The 24,045-nt window shown below is 68.7% G+C and carries 19 protein-coding genes; 12 read left to right on the top strand and 7 right to left on the bottom strand.

Annotated features, from left to right (window positions below):
* Position 1: 1 nt before the first annotated feature.
* The gene (locus BSY19_RS11920) at positions 2 to 2,059 is read left to right on the top strand and encodes a methyl-accepting chemotaxis protein (RefSeq protein ID WP_069054362.1); all 2,058 of its coding nucleotides are present in this window, start codon (positions 2 to 4) and stop codon (positions 2,057 to 2,059) included.
* A 399-nt stretch (positions 2,060 to 2,458) separates the two neighbouring features.
* Here the strand turns inward: BSY19_RS11920 and BSY19_RS11925 are convergent, their stop codons facing one another.
* The gene (locus BSY19_RS11925) at positions 2,459 to 3,748 is read right to left on the bottom strand and encodes a cell wall hydrolase (RefSeq protein WP_236840515.1); all 1,290 of its coding nucleotides are present in this window, start codon (positions 3,746 to 3,748) and stop codon (positions 2,459 to 2,461) included.
* A 261-nt stretch (positions 3,749 to 4,009) separates the two neighbouring features.
* Between BSY19_RS11925 and BSY19_RS11930 the strand changes: the two genes are divergently transcribed.
* The 3 genes from BSY19_RS11930 to BSY19_RS11940 all read left to right on the top strand — a co-directional run bounded on the left by BSY19_RS11930 (position 4,010) and on the right by BSY19_RS11940 (position 7,523).
* On the top strand, positions 4,010 to 5,254 hold the full coding sequence (locus tag BSY19_RS11930; protein WP_069054363.1) for an MFS transporter: 1,245 nt from the start codon (positions 4,010 to 4,012) through the stop codon (positions 5,252 to 5,254).
* 83 nt (positions 5,255 to 5,337) lie between these two features.
* Positions 5,338 to 6,324 carry an acrylyl-CoA reductase (NADPH) gene (gene acuI / locus BSY19_RS11935; RefSeq protein WP_069054364.1) on the top strand — a complete coding sequence of 329 codons (987 nt, stop codon included), beginning with the start codon at positions 5,338 to 5,340 and terminating at the stop codon, positions 6,322 to 6,324.
* Positions 6,325 to 6,434: 110 nt separating this feature from the next.
* Entirely contained in the window at positions 6,435 to 7,523 is a 1,089-nt protein-coding gene (locus BSY19_RS11940; protein ID WP_150129594.1) for a glycoside hydrolase family 19 protein, read from the top strand.
* Positions 7,524 to 7,543: 20 nt separating this feature from the next.
* Here the strand turns inward: BSY19_RS11940 and BSY19_RS11945 are convergent, their stop codons facing one another.
* Together BSY19_RS11945 and BSY19_RS11950 are read right to left on the bottom strand one after the other, a co-directional pair.
* Positions 7,544 to 8,446: a LysR family transcriptional regulator gene (locus BSY19_RS11945; RefSeq protein ID WP_069054366.1), complete on the bottom strand. Its 903-nt coding sequence runs from the start codon at positions 8,444 to 8,446 to the stop codon at positions 7,544 to 7,546.
* Positions 8,447 to 8,516: 70 nt separating this feature from the next.
* Positions 8,517 to 9,524, bottom strand: a complete 1,008-nt coding sequence (locus tag BSY19_RS11950; RefSeq protein WP_236840516.1) for an L-threonylcarbamoyladenylate synthase — start codon at positions 9,522 to 9,524, stop codon at positions 8,517 to 8,519.
* A gap of 235 nt (positions 9,525 to 9,759) precedes the next feature.
* On the opposite strand from BSY19_RS11950, the gene BSY19_RS11955 reads away from it, so the two are divergent.
* Complete coding sequence (locus BSY19_RS11955) at positions 9,760 to 11,535, top strand: acyl-CoA dehydrogenase family protein (RefSeq protein WP_069057033.1); 1,776 nt, start codon at positions 9,760 to 9,762, stop codon at positions 11,533 to 11,535.
* 17 nt (positions 11,536 to 11,552) lie between these two features.
* On the opposite strand, the gene BSY19_RS11960 is transcribed toward BSY19_RS11955, so the two are convergent.
* A complete protein-coding gene (locus BSY19_RS11960; protein ID WP_069054367.1) occupies positions 11,553 to 12,347 on the bottom strand; it encodes a class I SAM-dependent methyltransferase in 795 nt (264 codons plus the stop codon).
* Between the two features lie 70 nt (positions 12,348 to 12,417).
* Between BSY19_RS11960 and BSY19_RS11965 the strand changes: the two genes are divergently transcribed.
* The 5 genes from BSY19_RS11965 to BSY19_RS11980 all read left to right on the top strand — a co-directional run bounded on the left by BSY19_RS11965 (position 12,418) and on the right by BSY19_RS11980 (position 17,497).
* A complete protein-coding gene (locus tag BSY19_RS11965) occupies positions 12,418 to 13,260 on the top strand; it encodes an SDR family NAD(P)-dependent oxidoreductase (RefSeq protein ID WP_069057034.1) in 843 nt (280 codons plus the stop codon).
* An 88-nt stretch (positions 13,261 to 13,348) separates the two neighbouring features.
* Entirely contained in the window at positions 13,349 to 14,338 is a 990-nt protein-coding gene (locus BSY19_RS11970; protein WP_069054368.1) for a magnesium transporter CorA family protein, read from the top strand.
* Between the two features lie 41 nt (positions 14,339 to 14,379).
* Positions 14,380 to 16,164 (top strand): SLC13 family permease, encoded by a 1,785-nt coding sequence (locus tag BSY19_RS11975; protein ID WP_069054369.1) that lies wholly within the window; start codon positions 14,380 to 14,382, stop codon positions 16,162 to 16,164.
* Positions 16,165 to 16,287: 123 nt separating this feature from the next.
* Positions 16,288 to 16,431: a hypothetical protein gene (locus tag BSY19_RS27950; RefSeq protein ID WP_171905134.1), complete on the top strand. Its 144-nt coding sequence runs from the start codon at positions 16,288 to 16,290 to the stop codon at positions 16,429 to 16,431.
* A gap of 136 nt (positions 16,432 to 16,567) precedes the next feature.
* Positions 16,568 to 17,497 carry a lipid kinase gene (locus tag BSY19_RS11980; protein ID WP_069054370.1) on the top strand — a complete coding sequence of 310 codons (930 nt, stop codon included), beginning with the start codon at positions 16,568 to 16,570 and terminating at the stop codon, positions 17,495 to 17,497.
* A gap of 32 nt (positions 17,498 to 17,529) precedes the next feature.
* On the opposite strand, the gene BSY19_RS11985 is transcribed toward BSY19_RS11980, so the two are convergent.
* The 3 genes from BSY19_RS11985 to BSY19_RS11995 all read right to left on the bottom strand — a co-directional run bounded on the left by BSY19_RS11985 (position 17,530) and on the right by BSY19_RS11995 (position 21,189).
* Positions 17,530 to 19,503, bottom strand: a complete 1,974-nt coding sequence (locus BSY19_RS11985; protein ID WP_069054371.1) for a methyl-accepting chemotaxis protein — start codon at positions 19,501 to 19,503, stop codon at positions 17,530 to 17,532.
* Between the two features lie 128 nt (positions 19,504 to 19,631).
* Positions 19,632 to 20,135: an MOSC domain-containing protein gene (locus tag BSY19_RS11990; protein WP_069054372.1), complete on the bottom strand. Its 504-nt coding sequence runs from the start codon at positions 20,133 to 20,135 to the stop codon at positions 19,632 to 19,634.
* A gap of 7 nt (positions 20,136 to 20,142) precedes the next feature.
* Entirely contained in the window at positions 20,143 to 21,189 is a 1,047-nt protein-coding gene (locus BSY19_RS11995; RefSeq protein ID WP_069054373.1) for a cysteine synthase A, read from the bottom strand.
* Between the two features lie 132 nt (positions 21,190 to 21,321).
* Between BSY19_RS11995 and BSY19_RS12000 the strand changes: the two genes are divergently transcribed.
* Positions 21,322 to 22,575, top strand: a complete 1,254-nt coding sequence (locus tag BSY19_RS12000; RefSeq protein ID WP_069054374.1) for a class I SAM-dependent RNA methyltransferase — start codon at positions 21,322 to 21,324, stop codon at positions 22,573 to 22,575.
* A 40-nt stretch (positions 22,576 to 22,615) separates the two neighbouring features.
* Positions 22,616 to 24,004 carry an FAD-binding oxidoreductase gene (locus BSY19_RS12005; RefSeq protein ID WP_069057035.1) on the top strand — a complete coding sequence of 463 codons (1,389 nt, stop codon included), beginning with the start codon at positions 22,616 to 22,618 and terminating at the stop codon, positions 24,002 to 24,004.
* Positions 24,005 to 24,045 lie beyond the last annotated feature (41 nt).

The raw sequence follows: 24,045 nt of genomic DNA on the forward strand, positions 1-24,045 counted from the left end.
CATGTCTGGCCATCCCATCCCCAAGCGATCGATGGGGACACGGCTCATCGTCGTGGTGCTGACGATGACGGCCTTCGCCTTCGCTGGCGTCGCGGGTTTCATTGCGTGGCGCCTCGACCAGAATCTGCTGATCCAGTCGGCGGAGATGTACCGGCTGTCGAAGAACAATCTCTCACAACGTCTTGAAAGTGACGCGCGTCGTGGCTTCAACGCCATGGAAAAACGATTCCATGAGATCGGGGAGGACATAGGTCGAATTTCGAAGCGCAACGATATCATCAAGTTGCTGATGACGAGCAATATTACTGAAATCAAGCGGGAGTTGAATATCGCCGTCGCCGAGGCGGATTTGACAGGCCTGATGATTTTTGATCACAAGATGCGCTATGTCGAAGGCTTCGCCGAGAATTTGGATACGCTGGCCTGGGCGACCAATTTCAGTAAGAAATCTATATTTTCTGAATTGTCAAGCGTATTACATAATAACAATCGCTCGGATCCTAAGATATTCGGGCGGATTGTTCAGGGCGATGCCGCTTTGCTCGCGGCGCTGGGGTCGAAGGCCGAGCCTTCGCTCGTGTCAGTGATGGCTTATCCGGTCTTCGATGATTTCGGAGATGTGTTTGCCGTGATGGTCGCCAGCCGGCGGCTCAAGGCGGAAGAGGCGACGCTGAAAGGGCTGAACGAGATCGTTCCGGTCGCCATGGCTGTCGTCGTCGGCCGGCGGATCGTGTCGTCTGTCGGCTTGGACGACAAGACCATCGAGATCGAGACGGATCAGGCCGGCACGTTGCAGCGGTCAACGCACGGCAACCTCTACTATCGCTGCACGCCTGCCTTCGCCGGTGCGTTCTTCTGCGCATTTGCGCCGGAGATCGATCTGACGCAGCAGAGCGATACGCTGACGAAGATCGGCCGCGACCAGACCCGCGCTGTTTCAGTCTCCGTCCTGATGATCGCCTTTGGCGCCATGCTGTCGCTGGGCGTCGTTCTGTTTTTCGTCATGCGACGGGTCACCAGACCCCTGGCCAGGATCGCGCAGGTGATCGAGCGCGTCTCCAACGGTGAGGCCGAGGCCGCCGACTTCGGGGCCGGCCGCAACGACGAGATCGGTCAGATCGCCCGTGCGGTCAAGATCTTCCAGGACAACCTGGTTCAGACCGAGCGCATGCGGGCCGAGAGACGTGAAGACGCGGCAAGGGCCGACGAGGAACGCCAGTCCACGATGCAGGCCATGGCGGATCGGTTCGAGGCCTCGGTTGGCGAAATCCTGCGGTCGGTTTCGGTGAAGGCCGGGGAAATGAGATCGGCTGCCGGGAGCATGGCGGAGGCCGCGCTGAAGACGAGTTCCCAGGCCAAAACAATTGAAGCGAACTCCGAGTCGACCGCCGTGAGCATCGCGGCCATGAACCGGTCCACACAGGAACTGGTTTCGTCCATTGAAGAAATCAGCCGGAGGACGGTTGAATCGGCGCAACTGTCGAATAAGGCCGTCGAGGTGGCGAATTATTCTGGCAGCCAGATCAACAATCTGACGAAAAAGGCCAACCAGATCGGTGATATCGTCAACGTGATCTCGACGATCGCGGCTCAGACCAATCTGCTGGCGTTGAACGCAACCATTGAAGCGGCGCGCGCCGGTGTGTCCGGCAAGGGCTTTTCGGTCGTCGCCTCGGAAGTGAAGATACTGGCGGAAAGAACGGCTCAGGCGACCAAGGATATTGGCGAGCGTATTCATGAGGTGCAGATCGCGACGAAAGATTCATTCGATTCAATCGAAGAGGTCGCGGATATCATCAGGCGATTGAGCCATTCGGCGAACGACATCGCCACATTTGTCAAAAACCAAGATCTGGTCACACAAACGATTGCACTGAACGTGTCGGACGCGTCCAGCAGGACAGCCAAAACAGCGTCTGGCATCATCGAAATTTCGAAAGAATCGTTCTTGACGGGAGCGATTGCAAGTCAGATGCGGGAGTCAGCTGAAATCCTCGACAGTCAGTGCGAGCAGCTGAATGCCAAGACGAGTCAGTTTCTGTCGTCCGTCCGTCATTAGCGTTTCATCGTCGGGGCGGCCTGGTTTCGGCCTGGTGGGGTCGAAGACATAGGCGGCGCCATGCGCGGTGCCGAGCCATGCACACGCAGCGCGACCCTCAGCGGCGCTGCGCGCCTGACGTCCGCCGGCGACCGTCGCGTGGTGACCCGGATTGGCTCGGGCCATCGCTGCAACCCCCTGTGCGGACCTCGCTCCGCCCCCCGTCAAGTGGCGGCGAGCTGGGGAGGGCTGGTGGGCGGTTGCCATGGATCGCGGCGGCTCCTGCGCCGGTGCATGCGATCGGCGAAGAGCGGGCCCACGAGCCATAGCCACTCACGCCAGGCTCCGCGGCGATTAAGACAAGTGGGGGCGCAGATCGCGGTGCCCGCCGATGGTCCATCGACAGGCGATACCACCCCCTCACGTCTGCCCCGGTCGCAGCTTGTAGAAGATGTGCTGGCCGATCGTGTCCATCTTCTTGAGCTTCTTGGCCCAGTAGGGGCGGACATATTGGGCGTGGTAGTGGGTCGAGGCGCCCACCTCCGGGAGATAGGTCGTGCCCTCATAGACCTCGCGGGCGATGCGGACGGCGTCGCGCCAGGGGCCGGGCTCGGTGATGCGCAGGGACTTGCCCTCGCAGGTGAAGGTGAACTGGCAGGCCAGGTAGCGGTGGCTGTTCTGATAGACCACGCCGCAGACGCTGTCGGGGTAGAGCGTGCTCTTGACGCGGTTGAGCACGACCTGCGCGACCGCGGCACGGCCCTCGTCGGATTCCGAGCGCGCCTCGAAATAGACGGCCTCCGCCAGGCAGCGCTGCTGGCGCGCCATGTCGGCGGCGGGGATCAGCCCGGTATAGATTTCGCGCGCGCCGCTCTCGGGCAGCGCGCCGCGCCGTGCGGACGAGGAGGGCGCTCGCGCCATCAGGCCCGGCCGCTCCGGCTCCGGGGGCAGCAGCGCCGGCACCAGCGTGGTCACGCTGTAGTTCACGGCGGGCGTCGTCGAAGTCTGCGCCAGCGGCGCGGCGACACTGGGTGTCGCGCCGTCGAGCGTGCGCGGGACATTGCCATAGGGCGAGACGCCCGACGCCGCGAGCGCATCGGGCGAGGCATCGGAGAGGGCGGGGTCGGTCAGGCCTTGCTCGTTGGCATGCGGCTCGAAGCCGACCGGCGGGCCGGTGATGGCCTCCGCCTCGCGCAGCGCGGCGATCGAGAAGCCGCCCGAGATCAGCCCCGGCTGGGTGTCGCCGAAGACGACGCGCTCGAGTTCGCCGGGCGCGCGCGCCGAGAGGCCCGGGCGCAGCCGCGGCAGCGGATCGCCCTTGGCGGTGCGGTCGACCTCGGGGAAGCCCTTGGCGCTGCGCTTCATCTCCTCGCGCGGCTGGCGCGGGTCGATGACGAAGCGCCGCTCGGGATCGTCGAAGGAAAGATGCGCCTTCTGGATCGCCGAGGTCAGCGACAGGCCGGGCAGGCGGAAGGCGCTGGCCGCGACGAGCAGCGAGGGGCCTTCCTCCAGTTCCGAGGCTGGGCCCGGCTGTGTGCGGAAGAGCGCGGTGGTGGGCAACGTGTCGAGGCCGGCATTCTGGCCGGCCGAGGCGGTGAAGGAGACCAGCAGTCCCGCCGACAGAGCCCAGGGCGCGACCGTCGACAGGGCCCATCTGAGCCCGGCCGATCCGATGTGTCTGGTCCGCCGCCGCAACCGCAAATGACTCAAAACCGCTCACCCACCACGAACAACAGGGCAGCGACGGGCGCGCGACCGGCGCGCTTTCGCATGCTGTCGTTATCACCCCGGTAGGGTTGAGCGCGGGTTAACGCGGGCGGATTGGAACGAAGTCGGGCGGGCGGCCGGGCGTGCGCGCCGCCCCTCCCATGCATCCGCGTGATGCGCCATCCCACGGAAACGCGTTATCGTGCCGTCGTGTTCGGCGCTATCGTGCAGCCACACGTCAGCCCCTGCCGGAGATGTCAGCCCATGAGCGTCGCCTCGAGCCCCGCCCCGGGGCGCAGCCATGCGCCTGAGATCATCGTCGCGGCGGGCTGCCTGATCGCGCTGATCACCTTCGGCCCGCGCGCCAGCGCCGGCCTGTTCCAGATCCCGATGACCGTGCAGTTCGGCTGGGGGCGCGACACCTTCGGGCTGGCGCTCGCCATCCAGAACCTGCTCTGGGGGCTTGGCGCGCCGTTTGCCGGCGCGATCGCCGACCGCTTCGGCATCGTCAAGGTGTTCTGCGCCGGCGCGCTGCTCTATGCGGCGGGCCTCGTCGTGATGGCGCTCGCCACCACGCCGCTGCAGCTGCATTTCGGCGCCGGCGTGCTGATCGGCTTTGGCCTCTCGGCCTGCTCCTTCAACCTCGTGCTGGCCGCCTTCGGCAAGCTCCTGCCCGAATCCTGGCGGCCGATGGCGTTCGGCGCCGGCACGGCGGCGGGCTCCTTCGGCCAGTTCCTCTATCCGCCGATCGGCAACATCCTGATCGAGCAGATCGGCTGGAACCAGGCGCTGATGGTCTTCGCGCTGACGCTGCTGCCGATCCTGCCGATCTCGATCTTCCTGTCGACGCGCAAGCTCGGCGGCGCGGTCCAGGCGTCTGCCGCCAACCTGCCCAACCAGTCGATCGCGCAGGCGCTGGCGGAGGCCTTCAAGCACCGCAGCTATGTCCTGCTCGTGCTCGGCTTCTTCACCTGCGGCTTCCAGCTCGCCTTCATCACCGTCCACATGCCGGCCTATCTCAAGGATATGGGCCTGGCGGCCTGGGTCGGCGGCTGGACGCTGGCCGTGATCGGGCTCGCGAACGCGGTGGGCTCGCTCTCCTCGGGCTGGCTCTCGACACGGATGCCCAAGCGCCATCTGCTGGCCTGGATCTATTTCGGCCGCTCGGTGGCGATCGCGGTCTTCATCCTGCTGCCGCCGAGCCCGGCGACCGCGATCTGTTTCGGCATCGTCATCGGCCTGTTCTGGCTCTCGACCGTGCCGCCGACCTCCTCGCTGGTCATGCTGATGTTCGGCACGAAGTACATGGCGATGCTCTACGGCTTCGCCTTCTTCTCGCATCAGGTCGGCGGGTTTCTGGGGGTCTGGCTCGGCGGCCTGCTCTATGAGGCCTTCGGCTCCTATCTCGTCGTCTGGTGGCTCTCGGTTGCGCTCGGCATCGTCTCGGCGCTGATCAACCTGCCGATCGTCGAGAAGCCGGTCGAGCGCACGGTGCCGCAACCGGCCTGACGAAAGGCGCACGGCGCGCGGGGTTGCCGCGCGGCCGGCGCTGCGTATCTGGTGCCGGACACGACAGTCCGGAGGAAACGCCCATGACCACCTTCAAGGCCCTCGTCGCGACCAAGGGCGAGGCCGGCCCCAACCTCGCCTTCACCGACTTCGCCGAGAGCGAGCTGATGGAGGGCGATGTCACCGTCCGCGTCACGCATTCGACGGTGAACTACAAGGACGGCCTCGCCATCACCGGCCGCGCCCCCGTGGTCCGGCGCTGGCCGATGATCCCCGGCATCGACTTCGCCGGCCGGGTCGAGACCTCGGAGCATCCGGAGTTCAAGCCGGGCGATCTCGTCGTGCTGAACGGCTGGGGCACGGGCGAGACGCATCTGGGCGCCTATGCCCAGAAAGCCCGGGTCAAGGGTGACTGGCTGGTGCCGCTGCCGGCGGGTCTCAACCCCGACGAGGCGATGGCGATCGGCACCGCCGGCTACACGGCCATGCTCTGCGTGCTGGCGCTCGAGAAACATGGGCTCAAGCCCACAGACGGCCCGGTGGTCGTCACCGGCGCGGCCGGCGGCGTCGGCTCGGTGGCGGTCGCGCTGCTCGCCAAGGCCGGCTGGCATGTCATCGCCTCGACCGGCCGGGCCGAGGAGGCGGAGTATCTGAAGGGCCTCGGCGCCGCCGAGATCATCGACCGTGCGGAATTGTCGGCACCCGGCCGCCCGCTCGGCAAGGAGCGCTGGATCGCGGGCGTCGACGCGGTGGGCTCGCATACGCTGGCGAACCTTCTGTCCATGACGAAGTATGGCGGTGCCGTCGCCGCCTGCGGCCTGGCGCAGGGCATGGACCTGCCGGCCTCTGTCGCGCCCTTCATCCTGCGTGGCGTCGCCCTGCTCGGCATCGATTCGGTGATGTGCCCGAAGCCGCGCCGGCTCGAGGCCTGGTCCAGGCTGGCGGCTGACCTCGACCGCGACCGCCTCGCCCTGATGACGACGCGGGTCCCGCTGACCGACGTCATCGAAACCGCCCGCGCCATCGTCGACGGCAAGGTGCGCGGGCGGGTCGTGGTGGAGATTGGCTAGGCGGGCGGGAACCCGTCTCCGGGCGAGAGGATTGACGAAAACTAAACCATAGGTTGTATTCACCTCGCGGCCTTGCGCGGGGGGATGTTGTGATGCAACCGACGGTCTTGTTGAGCGCCCTGATTCTGGCGGGGCTGATGGGCATGGTGGGGCAGGGTGCGCGCACCGTCGTCGGCCTGAAGAAGCTGCACGACTCCAACGCCACCCAGCCCCCCGATCAGGCCACGACCTTTCTCGCCAGCCGCCTGGTGATCAGCCTGATCATCGGCTTCATCGCCGGGGTGCTGGCCGCGCTGGCGATCGGCCTCGACAAGCTGACCGGCGCAGCCGGCGCGACGGTCGAGGTTCTTCTGGGGCTGGCTGCTGCCGGCTATGCCGGCGCCGACTTCATCGAAGGGTTCATGTCCAAGGCGCCCGCCATCACCGGAGGTGCCGCAACGCAGACATCGACCGGTCCGACGGGAAGCCCTTCCGCGGCTGTCGCGCCCCAGCAAACCGAACAGGCCGACCGGCTGATCATGCAGACGTCCCAGCTGAGTACGGAGATCGCCTCGCTGCAGTCGGTGCTGGCGACCAGCGCCGCATCGAGCAACTGGTCGAGTTTCTCCGCCGTCACGCAGGTCACGCCCGAGCTGGTCGCCCGGCTGTTCGTGCCCGCGACCCCGCTCGCCAATATCCGCACCCACCTGCCGCATGTCCTGGCGGGACTGCGCTCCTACGGTCTGGCCGATCGCGACATGCTGCTGATGGCGCTCGCGACGATCCGGGCGGAGACGGAAGGTTTCGTGCCCATCGACGAGATGAAGAGCAAGTTCAACACCGAGAAAACCCCGTTCGACCTCTACGAGCCGGGCACGCCGATCGGGAAGCGGTTGGGCAACACGCAGGCTGGCGACGGCGCCCTGTTCAAGGGGCGCGGCTTCATTCAGCTCACCGGCCGGGACAACTACACCCGCATCGGCACGCAGATGGGCGTCGATCTCGTTGCCCAGCCTGCCCAGGCCAACCAGCCCCGCATCGCCGGCCTGATCCTCGCCCAGTTCCTCGCCAACAAGGAGGATGCGATCCGCGCTGCTGCGGCGGCGGATGATCTCGTCCAGGCGCGCAAGCTGGTCAATGGCGGCAGCCACGGCCTCGACCGCTTCAAGGATGCGTATGCCAAGGGGCGGGTCGTGATCCCGGAAGGCATCGAGATCTGAAGCCGGGACAGGGGAGGGGCCTACCCCGTCCCCTCGATCAGCCCGCGCTTCTTCGCCAGTTCGCCGCCGACATAGTCCATGAAGGCGCGCACGCGCGGGGCGTTGCGGATGTCGGGATGGGTCAGGATCCACAGCCCGGTCGAGAAATCCGGGTCGGGCGGGAGCAGCCGCACCAGGGCGGGGCGCTGGTCGGCGATGAAGCAGGGCAGGGGGCCGATGCCGAGCCCCTGCTCGACCGCCTCCGCCAGGCCGAGCACGGCGGAGCTCTTCAGCGCGATCCGCTCCGGCGCCACCTTCTCGCGGACATAGCGCGCCGCCTTCACGTAGCCGAGCGCATCGCCGAGCGCGACCCAGTCGCGCTCGAACAGATCGGCCGGGGGCGACGGGGCGTTGGCCCCGTTCTGCGCGGCGCTGCCATAGATCGCCCAGTTCAGCGTCGCCAGCCTGCGCCCGACCAGCGTCTCGCCCGGCGCATCGCTGGCGCGGATCGCGATATCGGCGTCGCGCTTGGACAGGTTGAGCGCCTGGTTGCCGATGACGATGTCGAGCCGGATCGCCGGGTGGATGGCGCGGAAGGCGGCGAAGATCGGCAGCAGCAGGTTGAGGTAGAGCGTGTCGGTGGTGGTGATGCGCAGCTCGCCGGAGGGAGCGAGATCGCGTCCCGCGAGCCGGCGGCTGAAGGCGGCGACATCGTCCTCGACGCGGGCGGCCAGCATCGCCATCTCGACGCCCGCGACGGTGGCGACATAGCCGGTCTTGCGCCGCTCGAAGAGCTGCAGCCCGACCTGCTCCTCGATCTGCCCAAGGCGCCGGAACACGGTGGAATGGTTGACGCCGAGCGCGGCGGCCGCCCCCGTCAGGCCGTGATGGTCGGCGATGGCCTTGACCAGCCGGAAATCGTCCCAGGCGAGATTCGTGCTCATGGCGGGCCCCAGCCGACGGTCTCCGGCAGGCAATCCGAAATCTTGCAGGTGTGCAAGAGCGCGGGCGGCTTCACCGCGGCGCGGCGGCCCTCCGGAGCCGGTCGTTGATCGCCTCGCCGAGGCCGTGATCGGGGATCGGCGCGACGGCGATCACGGCGGGGCCGGCGGCATCGAGCGCCCGCAGATGCCCGAACAGGTTGGCGGCCGCTTCGGTGAGATCGCCGCCGGGGCTGAGATCGAGCCCGGGCGCGGCGCTCGCCAGCAGGGCCGGGTCGCTGCCGAAGCCGAGCCAGGCTTCGCCGGGGCGCGGGGCGTCCGCCTCGAGCCTGATGCGGGCTGCAGGTGCGTAATGAGAAGCGAGCAGGCCCGGCGAAATCGGCGCCAGGCCGGCCTCGCCCGCGAGCACGAGCGAGCGCCCGATCACACCCTCGATCGCGCTGCGCGGCAGGCCGCCGGGCCGCAGCAGGCGGGGCGCGCCGTCGAGACAGGCGACGATGGTGGATTCGACGCCGACCTCCGTCGCGCCCCCGTCCAGCACGGCGTCGATCCGGCCGTCGAGATCTTCCAGCACATGGGCGGCGCTGGTCGCGCTGACGCGGCCCGAGCGGTTGGCGGAAGGCGCAGCGATGGGCCGCCCCGCCGCTTGCAGGATCGCATGGGCGAGCGGATGCGACGGCACCCGCAGCGCGACCGACCCTAGCCCGGCGCGTGCGAGCTCGCTGACCTCGCACCCGGCCGAGACCGGCACCACCAGCGTCAGCGGCCCGGGCCAGAAGGCCCGCGCCAGCGCGAGCGCGTTGGCTTCGAACAGCCCCTGCCGGCGGGCGGCTGCGAGATCGGGCAGATGCGCGATCAGCGGGTTGAAGCTCGGCCGCTCCTTGGCGCCGTAGATGCCGGCGACCGCGGCGCCGGAGGTTGCGTCGGCCGCGAGCCCATAGACCGTCTCGGTCGGCAGCGCGACGAGGCGGCCCTCCCGCAGCAGGGCGGCGGCGCGCGCGATGCCGTCGGCATCGGGCCGCAGGCGTTCCGTCACGCGGTCGGTGGGAACATCCTGCATCACGGGAATCTGCGTCACCATGGCTCCATCGCCGGGCGGTCGCGCCCGATTGACCCCATACAGTTTACATATAAACTATATCACTGCTGCAGCGGCGCCGTTCGCGCAGCGCATGGCCTCGGGGATAGTTCCTCGCTACCATCGCGGCAACGCCAAAAGCGGCTGGCCGGGGCATGGCGCACCGCCAGCCGACGTCACGAAAACAAAGATGGCCGGCTGCGACAGTGGCAAGGCTGGCGTCCAGGGAGAACACATCATGAGCTATCGCGCCCCCGTCGAGGACATCCTCGCCACGATGCGCCATGTGGCGGGCCTCGACCGGCTGATCGCGGATGGTCTGGCGCCGGAGCTCGATGGCGACATGGCCCAGGCCGTGCTCGACGAAGCCGCGAAATTCGCTGGAGACGTGCTCGCGCCGCTCAACCGCGTCGGCGACAAGCATGGTTGTGTGCTGAAGGACGGCGCCGTCACCACGCCGCCGGGCTGGAAGGACGCCTACACCGCCTGGGCCGGCGCGGGCTGGAACGCGCTGCCGGCCCCGCCCGAGCATGGCGGCCAGGGGCTGCCGGCGCTGCTGCAATCGGCCTGCATCGAGATGTGGAACTCGGCGGCGTTCGCCTTCGCGCTCGGTCCGCTGCTGACGGTCGGCGCCATCGAGGCGCTGCACGCCCATGGCTCGCAGCATCTCAAGGAGACCTATCTGCCCAAGCTCGTCTCGGGCGAGTGGATGGGCACGATGAACCTGACCGAGCCGCAGGCCGGCTCCGATCTCAACGCGCTGCGCGCCAAGGCCGAGCCGGTGGGCGACGGCACCTACAAGATCACCGGCCAGAAGATCTACATCACCTATGGCGAGCACGATCTGACCGAGAACATCGTCCATCTCGTGCTGGCGCGCCTGCCGGATGCGCCCGCCGGCACCCGCGGCATCTCGCTCTTCCTGGTCCCGAAATACCTCGTCAATGCCGACGGCTCGCTCGGCGCCCATAACGACCTGCGCTGCTCCGGCATCGAGCACAAGCTCGGCATCCATGCCTCGCCGACCTGCTCCATGGCCTATGGCGACAAGGGCGGCGCGATCGGCTGGCTGATCGGCGAGGAGAACCGGGGCCTCGCCTGCATGTTCACGATGATGAACAACGCCCGCCTCAACGTCGCCCTGCAGGGCGTCGCCATTGCCGAGCGGGCCTATCAGCAGGCGCTGTATTTCGCGAGGGAGCGCCGCCAGGGCACGGCGCTCGATGCGCCCAAGGGGGCGCCGATGAGCCCGATCCTCGTCCACCCGGACGTCCGGCGCATGCTGATGGAGATGCGCGCCAAGACACAAGGCGCGCGCGCCATCGCCTATCAGGTGGCCGAGGCGCTCGACCGTTCGCACCGCGCCGGTGACGCCGCCGCGCGCAAGGCGGCCGCCGAGCGCGCTGCGATTCTCACCCCCGTCGCCAAAGCCTATGCCACCGATATCGGCGTCGAGGTCGCCTCCACCGGCATCCAGATTCATGGCGGCATGGGCTATGTCGAGGAGACCGGCGCCGCCCAGCATCTGCGCGATGCCCGCATCGCCACGATCTATGAGGGCACCAACGGCATCCAGGCGATCGACCTCGTGCTGCGAAAGCTGCCGCTCTCGGGCGGACAGGCGGTCGCCGACCTGATCGCCGAGATGCGGGCCGTGGTCGCGCAGGTCAAAGCGGCCAACACGCCGGGCTTCGGCCACAGTGCGGCGCGCCTCGCCGCCGCCGTCGATGCGCTGGAGCGCGCCACGCGCTGGATGCTGGCGACGATGGGCAGTGACCAGGGGGCCGTGCTGGCCGGCGCGACGCCCTATCTCAAGCTCTTCGCTTTGGCGCAGGGCGGCACCGGCCTCGCCCGCAAGGCGCTCGCCACCCGCACCGAGGCGCAAGGGGCGGACGATCTCGCCACCGCCCGCTTCTTCGCCGACATCCTGACGACCGAGGCGCCGGCGCTCGAACTGGCGGTGACGGAAGGCGCGGGCGCCATCGCGGATGCGGCGGCCGTCTTCGCGGCCTGAGAGCCGCCTGCGCCGTGCTATCCCGCGGCCGGCTTGCGGACGCGAATGTGCAGGAACAGTGGCGCGACACGGGTGTCGGCAATGTAGGGATGCAGGCGCGCCATCTCGGGGCTGGCCGAGGGCTCGGCCATGTGCTCGATCATCAGCGGGGCCTGAGCGATCAGCGAAATCCATTCGCTCAGCGTCCTGTGGAAACGCGGCACCCGGAACGGCTCGACGGCGGCTTTTTCCTCGGGCGGAGCGGCGCCGAAGCGCCAGATGTCGAGCGCGCCGTCGATGCCGTCAAAGTATTGGGCGACCTCGACGGCGCGCACGGTCCCGTCCGGTTCGCGCAGTACCTTGCGGTGCGGCGGCGTGAAGCACGGGTGAAGGATCGAGAACTGCAGGAAGCCGCCCGGCTTCAGCACGCGCGCCGCCTCTGACAGCACGAGGTCCTGCCGCGGCATGTCCATCAGCGACATGAAGGCGGTGGCGAAGTCGAAGCGCGCATCGGGGAAGGGCAGGGCCATGCCGTCGCCGAGCTGGTAGGCGATACCGAGCGGCTGCGCCGCTTCGGTTGTCAGAGCATGGCGGATGAAGGTCGGAGCGATGTCGATGGCGCTCATGCGCGCGCCGGCCTGCGCGAGCTTGCGGGTGTTCGAGCCTTCGCCGCAGCCGATATCGAGCCCATCGAGCCCCACCACGTCCGGCAGGTTCGCCATGAAAACGGGCGTGTTGAGAGCGTCGCGGTAGAGATCGTAGCCGGCCCGCGCCTGGCGGGTCCAGGTTTCGGCATTGCCCTCCCAGCAGGCGGCGACGTCTTCGGCATCCATGGTATTCCTCCCTTCGACACCCCGCCGCGCGGCGGGGGCGGACGACTGCCCATGCACAGGCGACAGAATGATGACCCAGGATCTCTCCGGCCGCGTCTGCCTCGTCGCGGGCGCCTCGCGCGGGCTCGGGCGCGGCATCGCCCGGGCGCTGGGGGAAGCCGGCGCGACCGTCGTCGTCACCGGCCGCTCCAGCGAGGCGGGGCCGCGCACCGACCACCGCCCCGAGACCTTCGAGGACACGGCGCGTGAGGTCGAGGCCGCCGGTGGCAAGGGCCACCCCTATCGCTGCGACCACACCCAGGAACGCGAGGTCGACCAGCTCGTCTCCTGGTGCCTGCGCCGCTTCGGGCGGCTGGACGGGGTCGTCGACGCCGTCTGGGGCGGCAATGAGGGCTATGACGGCGAGCGCTATCCGGACGGCTCCGCCTTCGGGGCGCCGTTCTGGCGAAGGCCCGTGGCGCGGCTGGGCCAGAGCTTCGAGAGCGGTGTTTATGCACAACTGCTGCTGGCGCGCGCGGTCGCACCCGCCATGGTGCAGGCGCGCAAGGGCCTGATCGTCACCGTGGGCTTCGACACGTCAGGCGGCTATCTCGGCGACGTCGTCTACGATCTCGCCCAGGCCGCGATGAACCGGCTGACCCTGGCGATGGCGGAGGAGCTGAAACCCTTCGGCGTCACCGCGCTCGGCCTCTCGCCGGGGCGCGTCGCGACCGAGCGCGTCCGCGATGCCGGGCTGGCGACGGAAGCGTTCGAAACGCCGGCCTATGCCGGCCGTGCGGTCGCGGCCCTGCTCGCCGATCCGGCTGTCGCGCGCCATGCCGGGCAGGTGCTCAGCGTCGCGGATCTCGCGCACGCGCATGGCTTCACCGACCGGGACGGTAGCCGGCCGGAACGCTTCGTGCCGCAGGCCTGACCCGCCCGTTATCGGTTTGACACGGCCTGCGGGTTGGAGTTCCTGCGCCACTCGACGTCGCCTCCCGACCAACCCGGACGGTCCCGCCATGCTGATGATCAATGCCATCTGCCCGGAGCACGGCGACCGTCTCGTGCGGCGGGTCCTGCCGGACGAGGAGGCGATTCCCCAGGGCGCGGTCTGGGTCGATCTGCTGAACCCCACCACGGCCGAAGACAGGAAGATCGAGACCTATCTCGGCATCTCGATCCCGACGCGGGAGGAAATGCACGATCTCGAGCCCTCCGAGATCATCTATACGGAGAACGGCGCGCATTACATGACCGCGCGCATCATCTGCCAGTCCGAAACCGACGTTCCCAAACTCGCCGACGTCACCTTCATTCTCACCGAGTCGGCGCTGATCACGGTGCGCTATGACGAGCCGGGCGCCTTCACCATCTTCCTCAACCGCGCCAACAAGCCCGGCGGCTGCGGTCTGGAGCCCGCCGCGGTGATCGAGGGGCTGATCGAGGCGATCGTCGACCGCGCCGCCGAGGTTCTGCGCGGCGTCGGAGACCGCGTCGACCTTCGCTCGCGCCGCATCTTCGAGGGGCGCGGGTCGCAGGTCGAGCAGGGCGGCGCCTATCAGGCGGTGATCCGGAAGATCGGCCAGTACGAGCACATCATCTCGAATGTCCGCGAGAGTATGGTCTCGGTCGAGCGCGTGCTGCTCTTCCTCTCGGCGAACTTCAAGCGCTCGAAGAAATCCGCCAGCGCGATCGTTCCTGAATGGCGCAGCGCCATCCGCGACGTCCAGGCGATCGAGGAGCACGCGACCTTCCTGACCAGCAAGCTCCAGTTCATGCTCGACGCGACGCTGGGCCTCGTCGGGCTCGAACAGAACAAGATCATCAAGCTGTTCTCGGTGGTCTCGGTGGTGCTGATGCCGCCGACCCTGATCGCCTCGATCTACGGAATGAACTTCAAGGCGATGCCGGAGTTGGAATGGGCCCACGGCTATCCGATGGCCCTGGCGATGATGGTGATCTTCGCCGTGCTGCCATACCTGTTCTTCAGGTGGAAGAAGTGGCTCTGACCACGCGAGCCTGAGATCTCGCGCAAAGCGGGATCGCGACGATGACCACCCCCCAACTGCTCTCCGTCTCGCTCGTCGCGGTGATGATGGTCGCCTTCCTCTGGGGACGTCTGCGCTATGACATCGTCGCCATGCTGGCGCTTCTGGCCGGCGTCGCCCTTGGGATCGTCCCGGCGGGCGAGGCCTTCAAGGGCTTCTCCGACGACATCGTCATCATCGTCGGCAGCGCGCTGGTCCTGAGCGCCGCGGTCGCGCGGTCCCGGGTGATCGAACGCGCCCTGGCCGGGATCATGCCGGTGCTGGGCTCGACCCAGGCCCAGGTGGTGCTTCTCGTGGTCGTCGTCGCGGTGATGTCGGCGATCATCAAGAACATCGGCGCGCTCGCCATGATGCTGCCGATCGCCTACCAGCTCGCCCGCAAGGGCGGCCGCTCGCCCTCCGTCTTCCTGATGCCGATGGCCTTCGCCTCGCTGCTCGGCGGCATCGTCACCCTCGTCGGCACCTCGCCCAACGTCATCGTCGCCCGGGTTCGGGCCGAACTCGGCGGCGAGCCCTTCTCGATGTTCGACTTCACCCCCGTCGGGATTGTCGTCGCGCTCGCCGGCTGTGCCTTCCTCGCCATCGGCTACCGCCTGTTGCCGCAGGAAAGGCGCGGCGCGGTCTCGCTCGACCAGGCGATCGACATCAAGGACTATGTGACGGAGGCCGCGATCGTCGAGACCTCGGCGCTCGCGGGCAAGACGGTCGCCGAGCTCAAGGCGCTGGGCGGGGGCGAACTCCAGATCGTCGCGATCCTGCGTGACGAGCGGCGCCTGCAGGCGCCCTTGCCGGACGCCAGCCTGAAGGCCGGCGACACGCTGCTCCTGCGCGGCGATGCGGCGGTGCTGGAGCGCGTCGTCGCCGAGGGCGGACTCGATCTCGACGGCCAGCATCGCCCGATCGAGAAGGAGGACGCGCTCGATCCCGATCAGGTCAGCGAGGCGATCATCGGCCCCAATTCGGTGCTGATCGGCCAGTCGGCCGGCGATATCGGGCTGCACGCCCGCTTCGGCGTCAACATGATCGCGATCAGCCGCTCCGGCGAGCGCTTCACGCAGCGCCTGCGCGACATCCGCCTGCGGGCCGGCGACATCGTCGTCATCCAGGGCGACGAGAAGCAGCTGCCGGAGAAGCTGATGGAGCTCGGCCTGCTGCCGCTGGCCGACCGGGTCGTCTCGCTGGGCTCGACCCGCAAGGCGGTCATGACCGTCTCGATCGTGCTCGCGGCGGTGATAGCGCTCGCCTTCGGCCTCGCCCCCGTGCCGCTGACCTTCTTCGCCGCCGCGGTGCTCCTGATCGCGCTGCGCTGCCTGCCGCTGCGCGAGGCCTACAGCAGCATCGATGCGCCGATCCTGCTGATGCTGGCGGCGCTGATCCCGGTCAGCGACACGCTGCGCTCGACAGGCGCCACCGACGTCTTCGCCGGCTGGCTGGCGCAAATCGGCTCGGGGATGCCGGGCTGGGCCTCGGTCGCGCTGATCCTGGCGGCTGCGATGGCGGTGACGCCGTTTCTCAACAATGCCGCGACCGTGCTGGTGATGGCGCCGATCGGCGCGGGCTTTGCCGCCAAGCTCGGCTACAATCCGGATGCCTTCCTGATGGCGGTGGCGATCGGCGCGGCCTGCGATTTCCTCACGCCGATCGGCCACCAGTGCAACACGCTGGTGATGGGCCCCGGCGGCTACCGGTTCAGCGATTACCCCCGGCTGGGCGCGCCGCTGTCGCTGATCGTCCTGGTCGTGGCCGTCCCGATGATCCTTCTCGTCTGGCCGTTGCAGGCGGGGTGATCCCGCACTGCGGCGCATCTCGGCGCTGCGGCATGAAACCGTCCGGCTTCTTGTGCGTTGCAGCATTACGGCCCATACCAGTGCGGCCACCGCAACCTCTCCCAACCAACGAAAGGAGCGACGATGCTGGAACGGCATGAGGGCGACAGCCTGCCCGAGGACGAGCGCGACCGTCCCGAACCGCAAGTCGAGGCCACCGAGACCGACACGACCACGGCAGTCTCGAACCGCGACTACCAGGCCGGCTTCTGGAGCCCGCCGAACTGAGGCGGCCAGGTGCAACAGGGTCCGGCGCGGCAACTGCCGCGCCGCGCCCGTCGAGCCGCCGCGGTTGAAAAGCCGCCCGCACCCGCCCACTTCCGTGACCCGGCCGGGTTTGGCCAAGAGGGGATTGGCGCAGGCCATGACGGAAACCACGAGACGGCGGGCCCTGCTGCTCCGCAATCCGAAGTCGCGACGCGGCGGCGAGTCGATCGACTCCGTGCTGCGGCGGCTCGAGGACGGCGGCATCGCGACAACCGTCGAAACCTTCGAGCATCTGCCCGAGATCGCGCGCGACATCGTGCGACTGCGGGAATCGGCCGATCTCGTCATCGTCTGCGGCGGGGATGGCTCGGTCTCGTCGTCCGCGCTCGCGGTGATGGAGAGCGGCCTGCCGCTCGGCATCATCCCGATGGGGACGGCCAACGACCTCGCCCGCACGCTCGACCTGCCGCTCGACCCGGCCGAGGCGGCGAGCGTGATCGCCGCCGGCGCGACCCGGCTCGTCGATGTCGGCACGGTCAACGGCCACGCCTTCTTCAACGTCGCGAGCATCGGGCTCAGCAGCGAACTCGCGCAGGGGCTTGACCCGGCGCTGAAGAAGCGCTTCGGGCGGATCGGCTATGCGCTGGCGGCGCTCAAGGTCCTGACGCGCGCCTCGGTCTTTGGCGCGACGATCATCGAGAAGGGGCGGGCCACCCGGGTCGAGACCTACCAGATCGCAATCGGCAATGGCCGCCATTATGGCGGCGGCAACGTGATCGAACAGGACGCCGAGATCGACGACGGTTCGCTCGACCTCTACAGCCTCGAACTCAGGAACGTCTGGAAGCTGGCCTTGATGCTGCGCTCCTTCCGCTCGGGCACGCATGGCGCCTGGCAGGAGGTCCGCACCGCCAAATGCACCGAATTCACGATCGAGACGCGCAAGCCCATGCCGATCAATGCGGATGGAGAGATCGTCACGGCGACGCCGGCGCTGTTCAAGGTTCACCCCAGGGCGGTCGCGATCTTCGCGCCGCCGGCGGAGCCTTCCCGCGCGCGGCCCCTGGCGCCGCTGTACCACCGCTAGCGCGGCCCGCTCCGATCGGGGATCGCCCCGGATCAGGCGGCGAGCGTGGTCATCAGCCGGTCGACCTCGCTGGCCAGCCGCTGGCTCTGGTCGGTGAGCTGGTGCGCCGAGATATGGACCTGGGCTGCGGCATCGGTGGTGAGCCTGGCGCCGCCATTGACCTCGTCGATGGTGTGGGCGACCTCGGCCGTCAGATGCGCCGTGCGCTGGGCGTTGCTCGAGATCTCCTGGATGATCGCCGTCTGCTCGACGAAGGCGGCGGCGATGGCGGTCGAGATGTCCGACATCTTCCCGATGGTGGTGCTGACCTGCCCGATCGACTCGACGGAGCTGCGTGTCGCGCCCTGCATGTCGGCGACGAGCCTGGCGATGTCATGCGTGGCGGCGGCGGTCTGGCCGGCCAGAGCCTTCACTTCGGCGGCCACGACGGCGAAGCCGCGCCCGGCATCGCCGGCGCGCGCCGCCTCGATCGTCGCGTTCAGCGCGAGCAGATTGGTCTGCTGCGCGATATCGGAGATGACGCTCAGCACGGAGCCGATCCGGTCGGCGGCGGTCGACAGCGCTGCCATCCGCTCGTCGGTCAGCCGCGTGTGATCAACCGCGCTGCGGGCGAAGCGGCTCGACTCGTCGAGCTGCCGGCTGATCTCGTTGACCGCCATGGCGATTTCCTCGGCGGCGACGGCCATCGAGGTGACGTGGCCCGAGGCCTCCTGCGCCGCGACGCTGACGAGTTCGGAGCGTGTCTGGGACTGCCCGGCCGTGGCCGACATGTCGTCCGCCGCGGCCTCGAGCTGTACGGAGGCCGCCGCGACGCTGGCGACAATGTCGCCGGCCGCCTCCTGGAACTGGGTCGCGACCTCGCGTAGGAGCAATGATCGCTGCTGCGCGCTGCGCTCCTCGATGGCGGCCATCTCCTGCCGGGCCGCATCGGCGGCGATCAGTTGCAGGCGGAAATCCTCGATCGCGCGGGCGATCTCGCCGATCTCGTCCGAACGGTTGCAGCCGCTGATCGCCGTTTGCCGCTGCCCGGCCGAAACCCGGGCGACCTCGCGCGACAGCGCCACCAGCGGCTTCGCGAGGCTGCGCGCCGCGGCCATCGTCAGCACGATGATGACGACGAAGAAGGCCAGTTGCAGGCCGAGTTTCGTGCTGATGTCGCGCTCCTGCTGCGCGATCCGGTCAGTGAGCAGGCCCGCGAGGCTCGTCTCGGCGACACGGGTGAGGCCCGCCGCCCCCGCGAACTGGCGCTCGATCGCCCTGTCAGCATCCGTGACGAGGCGCACCAGCGGCGCGCTGTCTGGCTCCAGGACGATATGGGCCGTCGCGGTGCTGACGGCATGGCTGGCCTGGAGCAGCGCCACGGGCGCATCGCCGAGCTGGGCCAGAATACGCCCGTCGGTATTGCCCTCGATGGCCGAGGCGACCGTATTCTGGACCGTGTCGCGGACCCGCTCGAACCGGCTGACGGCCGAAACCAGGGTCGCGAGATCGCTGCGCGTGCTGTAGCCGGTCCGGAAGGGCTCCAGAGCGCGCCGCAGCGCGGCTGTGGCCGTCGCGGCCTCCGGCAGCACGACGCTCACCAGGTTCATCAGGTAATAGCTGTCGAGCTTGGGATCGAGCGTCAGGTAGGAGCCGTCGGCGATCTTCACCAGGGCGGTCTGTGCCTGCTCGAAGGCCTGCACGGCATCGGGTCGCCCGGCGGCCCGCAGGAAGCTGCCGACGGCATCGGCCGATCCGAAGACGCCGTCATGGCGCGCCCGAACGGGCTCGAGCGCCGCGATCGTCTCCGGCGGAAGGCCGGTGGCGATGCGCGACAGGTCGAACAGAAGCGGCGTCAGGGCCTGCAGATAGCGGACGCCGTCCAGCTCGCGGCGGGCGAAGTTGATGTCCTTGTTGGCCTGATCGACATAGGAATAGGTCATCAGTCCGAAGGGAACCGCCACCAGAAGCAGAAGGCAGAGGAGCTTCCGGCTGATCTTGAAGTCTGCGTAGCGGAGAAAGCCCATTTTTCAGATGCCTGGAAACGCGCCGGTTCACGGCCGTCGTTTCATGACGCTACGGCAGAAGACCCTATTTTACGTTAATCCGGCGCAGGAAAGTCTGGCCTTTCCCAAGCGTCGCCGCCCCTCATCGCTCAGGTGAGCCTTTCGCGCTCCAGCGCGTCCCCGTTTCGCGCCGTTCCGGCCTCCAATACGCGGGCGGTGAGGCCGCCATGGCCGCGGACCGCGTTGTAGCCGCCCAGGCCCAGCGTCTCCTCCATCCGCGAGCACGGGTGGCATTCTCCTGTCGCCTCCAGTAGCGCGGAGCCGAGCCTGAAACGGCGACCCTTGAGGGCCGCGAGGTTGATCCCCGCGACCACGATGTTGCGCCGGAGCAGCTCAGGGGCGACGGCCTCACAGCCGAGATGCGAGGCAATCGCGGCCAGATGTTCGGCCTGGATCAGCGTGACGTGGCGGGCGCCGCCGGTACGGCTGCTGTAGTGGTCGCCGATGAGCCCTTCGCTGGCGTCGAGCGTCGCCGTCTCGACGGACTGCATCGGTGCCCGCCGCGCCGGGCGCAGGCCGATCCAGACGATCCGCCCGGGGCGCAGCGGTCCGTCGATCAGCCGGGCGAGCGGGGAGGCGGGGTCGAGCGGCATCGCCGGCTCACGCCATCACGCGCGCCACCACATCCTTCAGCGCGCCGGCGTCGCGCTCCAGCCAGCCCGGCACGGGCAGCCCCTTGGAGCGCAGGAACGCGGGATTGAACAGCTTCGACTGGTAGCGCGTGCCGTAGTCGCAGAGGATCGTCACGATGGTGTGGCCGGGGCCGAGCTGCCGGGCGAGCCGCATCGCGCCCGCGACATTGACGCCCGACGAGCCGCCCAGGCACAGCCCCTCATGCTCGAGCAGGTCGAAGACGATCGGGATCGCCTCCGAATCCGGGATCTGGAACGAGACGTCGATCGGCGCATCGACCAGATTGGCGGTGATGCGGCCCTGGCCGATCCCCTCGGTGATCGAGGAGCCTTCCGACTTGAGCTCGCCGGTCGTGTAGAACGAGTGCAGCGCCGCGCCCATCGGGTCGGCCAGCCCGATGGTGATTGTCGGGTTGAAGCGCTTCAGCGCGATGCCGGTGCCCGCCAGCGTGCCGCCGGTGCCGACCGCGCAGATGAAGCCGTCGACCTTGCCGTCCGTCTGCGCCCAGATCTCGGGGCCGGTCGTCTCGACATGGCCCTGGCGGTTGGCGGTGTTGTCGAACTGGTTGGCCCAGATCGCGCCGTTGGGTTCGCTCTTCGCCAGCTCGGCGGCGAGGCGGCCCGAGACCTTCACATAATTGTTCGGGTTGACGTAGCCGACAGCCGGCACCTCGACCAGCGTCGCGCCGGCCAGCCGCAGCATGTCCTTCTTCTCCTGGCTCTGCGTCTCCGGAATCACGATCACGGAGCGATAGCCCAGCGCATTGCCGACCAGCGCGATGCCGATGCCGGTGTTGCCGGCCGTGCCCTCGACGATGACGCCGCCCGGCCGCAGCTGCCCCTTCGCCTCGGCGTCGCGGATGATGGCGAGCGCGGCGCGGTCCTTGACCGACTGGCCGGGGTTCATGAACTCGGCCTTGCCGAGGATGGTGCAGCCCGTCTGCTCCGAGGCCCGCTTCAGCTTGATGAGCGGCGTGTTGCCGATCGCTTCGATGACGCCGTCGCGGCTCGCCATATCCGGATTTCCCTGTTTGCTCCCAACCTGATAGGCGAAAGCGGCGGACGGGTCACCAGCCTCGCGCCGCTCGGCCCCCGAACGAAACAGGGCGATCGGCGATGGCCGGCGCCGGAGATAATCTTGCCCCCGATGACGCTCGCGATGAACGAGATTCTCTCCGTCGGCCGCCTCGGGCTGCGCGGCGACGGCATCGCGCAGACGCCGACGGGCGATGTCTTCGTGCCCTATGCGCTGCCCGGCGAGACGGTGCGCGCGGTGCGCGACGGCGAGCGCGCCCAGCTCGTCGAGATCATCACACCCGCCGAATCGCGCATCGCACCGATCTGCCCGCTCTTCACCCGCTGCGGCGGCTGCGCCGCCCAGCACATGTCGGAGAGCCTGTATCGCGAATGGAAGCGGCGCCAGGTCGAGACCACGCTGGAGCGCGCCGGCATCGCCGCGCCCATCGCGGACATCGTCGACGCGCATGGCGCCGGCCGCCGCCGCGTCACCTTCCATGCGAGGCGCGAGGGCCCCGGCATGCTTGTCGGCTTCATGGTCGCGCGCAGCCATGATCTCGTCGCTGTGCCGGCCTGCCCGGTGCTGGCGCCGGGCCTGGCGCGTGCCCCCGCCGCGGCCCAGCTCGTCGCCAACCGGCTCGGCGGCTCGAACAAGCCGCTCGACATCCAGGTCACGGCCTCCGAGGCCGGGCTCGACATCGACATTCGCGGCCATGGCCCGGCCGGCGAGAAGCTCAGGCTCTCCTTGACGGAGGCGGCCGAGCGGCTCGATCTGGCGCGGCTCTCCATGCATGGCGAGATCGTCGTCGAGCGCCGCCCGCCGCAGCAGCGCATGGGCCGCGCGATGGTCGCGCCGGCGCCCGGCGGCTTCCTCCAGGCGACGGCAGCGGGCGAGGACGCGATCGGCGCGCTCGTGCTGGCCGCGCTGCCCGCCAAGGCCAAGCGCGTCGCCGATCTCTTCGCGGGTTGCGGGCCGATCGCTTTCCGCCTCGCCGAGCGGGCGCAGGTGCTGGCCGTCGAGAGCGACAAGGCCGCCATCCTGGCCCTGACGCGCGCCGCCAGCACGACACAAGGCCTGAAGCCGATCGCCAGCGACGTGCGCGATCTCTTCCGCCGGCCGCTGCTGGAGCACGAACTGAACGGCTTCGACGCCGTCATCCTCGACCCGCCGCGCGCCGGCGCCGAGGCCCAGGCGCGGCGGCTGGCGGCGGCCAAGACCCCGACCGTGATCTACGTGTCCTGCGACGCGGGGAGCTTCGCGCGCGACGCCGCGATCCTGATCGCGGGCGGATATGCGCTGGACGGTGTGACGCCGGTCGACCAGTTCCGCTATTCCGCCCATATCGAGCTCGTCGGCGTCTTCCGGCGCGCCAAGAAGAGCTGAGACCCCGGAGGCATCCGTGAGCGCATCCATCCTCGACGACATGGCGGCCATCGTCGGCGCGAAGAACATCGTCACCGATGCCGACGCCATGGTGCCCTATCTCAAGGAATGGCGGGACCTGTTCCGCGGCAAGGCGCAGGCGATCGTGCGCCCGGGCTCGACCGCGGAGGTCGCCGAGCTCGTGAAGCTCGCCGCCCGCACCGGCACGCGCCTCGTGCCCCAGGGCGGCAACACCGGCCTCGTCGGCGGCCAGATCCCGATTGCCGAGGGCCGCGAGATCGTGCTCTCGCTGCAGCGCATGGACCGCGTCCGCAGCCTGGACACCGACAGCGACACGATGACGGTGGAAGCGGGCCTGACGCTGCAGAAGGCGCAAGAAGCGGCGGAGGCGGCCGGGCGCCTGTTCCCGCTCTCGCTCGCCTCGGAGGGCTCCTGCACCATCGGCGGCAATCTCTCGACCAATGCCGGAGGCACGGCGGTGCTCGCCTATGGCAATGCCCGCGAGCTCTGCATGGGCCTCGAGGTCGTCCTCGCCGACGGGCGAATCTGGAACGGGCTGCGCCAGCTCCGCAAGGACAACACCGGCTACGATCTGAAGAATCTCTTCATCGGTGCCGAGGGCACGCTCGGCATCATCACCGCTGCCGTGCTGAAGCTGTTCCCGCAGCCGGCGGCGCGCGCCACCGCTTTCCTCGCCGTGCCCGACCCTGAAGCGGCGCTTTCGCTGCTCAACGCCGCCAAGGCCGGCGCCGGTGGCACGCTCACCACCTTCGAGCTGATGTCGCGGCTCGGCGTCGAATTCGTTCTGCGCCATGCCGCTGGCGCGCGCGACCCGCTCTCGGAGCCGTCGCCCTGGTATGTGCTGATGGAGGTCTCGGCCCAGTCCGCGACCGGGCTCGACGAGGCGGTCGAGGCCTTCCTCGGCGAGGCCCTCGAGAACGGGCTGGTCACCGACGCCGCGCTCGCCGGTTCGCTCTCCCAGCGTGCCGATTTCTGGAAGCTGCGCGAGATGCTCTCCGAGGTGCAGACCTACGAGGGTGGCTCGATCAAGCACGACGTCTCGGTGCCGCTGCATGCGGTGCCGGCCTTCATCGCCCGCGCCTCGCAGGCCGTGTCGGCGATGGTGCCGGGCTGCCGACCGCTGCCCTTCGGCCACATGGGCGACGGCAACATCCACTTCAACGTCAGCCAGCCCGTCGGCGCCGACAAGGCCAGCTTCATCGCGCGCTGGGAAGAGATGAACACGGCGGTCCACGCCATCGTCAGCGAGATGCACGGCTCGATCTCGGCCGAGCATGGCATCGGCCGCCTGAAGCGCGACCTGCTGCCCGGCGTCAAGGATCCGGTCGAACTCGCCCTGATGAAGACGCTGAAGGCGACGCTCGATCCGCAGGGCATCCTCAACCCCGGCGCCGTGCTGGCCATGTGAGTTCCAACAGTTCGGCGCAAAAACGGTTCTTTGTGTTGGAA

It is taken from the genome of Bosea sp. RAC05 (genome assembly GCF_001713455.1).
In the GTDB taxonomy this organism is placed as follows: domain Bacteria; phylum Pseudomonadota; class Alphaproteobacteria; order Rhizobiales; family Beijerinckiaceae; genus Allobosea.

Bases quoted from the DNA above. Each gene is read 5' to 3' on its own strand.
- BSY19_RS11920 (WP_069054362.1), top strand. From the start codon at position 2: ATGTCTGGCCATCCCATCCCCAAGCGATCGATGGGGACACGGCTCATC.
- BSY19_RS11930 (WP_069054363.1), top strand. From the start codon at position 4,010: ATGAGCGTCGCCTCGAGCCCCGCCCCGGGGCGCAGCCATGCGCCTGAG.
- acuI (WP_069054364.1), top strand. From the start codon at position 5,338: ATGACCACCTTCAAGGCCCTCGTCGCGACCAAGGGCGAGGCCGGCCCC.
- BSY19_RS11945 (WP_069054366.1), bottom strand. From the start codon at position 8,446: ATGAGCACGAATCTCGCCTGGGACGATTTCCGGCTGGTCAAGGCCATC.
- BSY19_RS11950 (WP_236840516.1), bottom strand. From the start codon at position 9,524: ATGGTGACGCAGATTCCCGTGATGCAGGATGTTCCCACCGACCGCGTG.
- BSY19_RS11955 (WP_069057033.1), top strand. From the start codon at position 9,760: ATGAGCTATCGCGCCCCCGTCGAGGACATCCTCGCCACGATGCGCCAT.
- BSY19_RS11960 (WP_069054367.1), bottom strand. From the start codon at position 12,347: ATGGATGCCGAAGACGTCGCCGCCTGCTGGGAGGGCAATGCCGAAACC.
- BSY19_RS11965 (WP_069057034.1), top strand. From the start codon at position 12,418: ATGACCCAGGATCTCTCCGGCCGCGTCTGCCTCGTCGCGGGCGCCTCG.
- BSY19_RS11970 (WP_069054368.1), top strand. From the start codon at position 13,349: ATGCTGATGATCAATGCCATCTGCCCGGAGCACGGCGACCGTCTCGTG.
- BSY19_RS11975 (WP_069054369.1), top strand. From the start codon at position 14,380: ATGACCACCCCCCAACTGCTCTCCGTCTCGCTCGTCGCGGTGATGATG.
- BSY19_RS27950 (WP_171905134.1), top strand. From the start codon at position 16,288: ATGCTGGAACGGCATGAGGGCGACAGCCTGCCCGAGGACGAGCGCGAC.
- BSY19_RS11980 (WP_069054370.1), top strand. From the start codon at position 16,568: ATGACGGAAACCACGAGACGGCGGGCCCTGCTGCTCCGCAATCCGAAG.
- BSY19_RS11985 (WP_069054371.1), bottom strand. From the start codon at position 19,503: ATGGGCTTTCTCCGCTACGCAGACTTCAAGATCAGCCGGAAGCTCCTC.
- BSY19_RS11990 (WP_069054372.1), bottom strand. From the start codon at position 20,135: ATGCCGCTCGACCCCGCCTCCCCGCTCGCCCGGCTGATCGACGGACCG.
- BSY19_RS11995 (WP_069054373.1), bottom strand. From the start codon at position 21,189: ATGGCGAGCCGCGACGGCGTCATCGAAGCGATCGGCAACACGCCGCTC.
- BSY19_RS12000 (WP_069054374.1), top strand. From the start codon at position 21,322: ATGACGCTCGCGATGAACGAGATTCTCTCCGTCGGCCGCCTCGGGCTG.
- BSY19_RS12005 (WP_069057035.1), top strand. From the start codon at position 22,616: ATGGCGGCCATCGTCGGCGCGAAGAACATCGTCACCGATGCCGACGCC.